Source organism: Halorubrum sp. AJ67, from assembly GCF_000513435.1.
This window is the reverse complement of record NZ_CBVY010000011.1, coordinates 1-1,616: the sequence shown is the minus strand read 5'-3', so window position 1 is coordinate 1,616 and position 1,616 is coordinate 1. Positions and strand designations below refer to the sequence as shown.

General features: G+C 69.7%; 1 protein-coding gene and 1 pseudogene. One reads left to right on the top strand and one right to left on the bottom strand.

Annotation, left to right across the window (positions count from 1 at the left end):
* Positions 1 to 201: pseudogene (locus BN903_RS18610) on the top strand (hypothetical protein); the annotation flags it as partial.
* A gap of 634 nt (positions 202 to 835) precedes the next feature.
* Here the strand turns inward: BN903_RS18610 and BN903_RS10010 are convergent.
* Positions 836 to 1,492, bottom strand: coding sequence for an HVO_0476 family zinc finger protein (locus tag BN903_RS10010; RefSeq protein ID WP_048077600.1), 657 nt, complete (start codon positions 1,490 to 1,492; stop codon positions 836 to 838).
* Positions 1,493 to 1,616: the final 124 nt, after the last annotated feature.

Sequence of the window (1,616 nt, the reverse complement as noted above, 5' to 3'; positions counted from 1 at the left end):
GGGCGGGCTGTGCGGCCTGCGGCTCGGCGGTGTTGCTCGGGCTGCTCTCGCTTCTCGGCGTCTCGACCTCGCTGCTGTTCCTCCCGCTGGACGGGCTGGAGTTCGCGCGTGGGGGCCTTGGTCGTCTTGACCCTCTCGATCTACTGGCTCGCCGACGGGATGCGGGGCGGGGAGATCAACGGCTGCCCGGTCGACGTGTAGTCGGGGCGCTCGCTCGTCGCTCGGTCGCGCCGACCCGCGTCCGCGTGGAGTGTGTGTCGTGATCGCTGGGCAGCACGCAGCCGTAGTTCGATTGAAAGAGGCCTCGGTACTCATAGGGCTCGTCGCCGCCGGGTGCCGAGTCCGGCTCGGAGCGGTGGATCGTCATCGGCCGCTCGTCGGTAGCAGCGGCGACGCCTAAAAAGACCCGACCGCGTCGCGTCCCGGTCGTCGCCGCGTCAGTGCGACGAGCCGGCGTACGCGTTCCAGCGGTCGGTCCCGTTCGCGATCCGCCGAGTGTCCGACGGGTCGAACGTCCCCGCCGCCTGTGCGACCGCCTCGGCGGCGGTCGGCAGGTCGTCGGTCGCGTCGTCGTCGGTCGAGTTCGTCGATGGACCCGATTGGTCGGTCGCCGGTTCGGTCTCCGTCGCCTCGCGCGTACTCGGACCGCCGGGACCGGCCGTCGTCCCCGCCGTCGAGCGTGCGTCAGTCGTGTACTACGGGCGGCACGTCTCACTCCATGGGCGTATCCTTCATAATTGTTTATGTTGGTGTGAGGATCGCCGCGGGGAGGGGAGTCACGGCGGCCCGGCCCGCCACCGTCAGAGCGTTCGGTCACCGGAGGGGGGGTTCGGCCCTACCAGGCCGACCACGCGGTGAGGCTCTCGTCGCGGGCGTACACCCGCTTGAGGTCCTTCGCGTAGGCGAGGTCGCCGGGGTGGTCGAGCTTCTCGTGGCGGTACTCGGGGGCGTCCTCGCGGATCTGAAGCCCCTCGACGGTGAATTGCTCCTCGCCGAACTCGACCGTCTCGTCGACGACGAACTCGTAGTCGCCGGGGACGTTCACGCGCAGCGAGCGCGTCTGGTCGGCGTCGCCGTCTTTCGGGTGGAGCGTGACGGGGACCGCGACGTTGTCGACCGCGCGGGTCCACAGCGTCTCTACGTCGGTAACCGCCGCCTCCTCGACGCGCTCCTCGGGACCGAGTTCGATGTCCGTGATCCGTACCTGCATCAGCGCGTCGTCGGTGTCGACGACAAACTCCTCGCCCGCGGCGACGTCGCCGTCCGCGGGGACATCCATCCGCGTCGTGAACGAGTCGCCGTCCTGCGAGACGACGATCGTCACGGAGACGGTCTCCTCTTCGGGGATCTCGGTCTTGTGCGTGTGGTCGCACTCGGTACAACGAACGGTGGCCTGCCCGCCCGGTCGCAGGACCTCGTGAACGGTCGGCTCAGAGGGGGAACACGAGGGACAGGGGAGACCGACGCGGTCTCCGGACTCGATATCGCTCATTACGCCGCCGTACCCGCCGCGGGCGTAAATATCCGCCCCTGTGGTGCCGGTGTGGGCCGCGCTCGCGTGGCGCGCGGTCGCGCCGCCGCGGAGAGCGTGACGCGCCCGAGCGGTAAGGAAACTG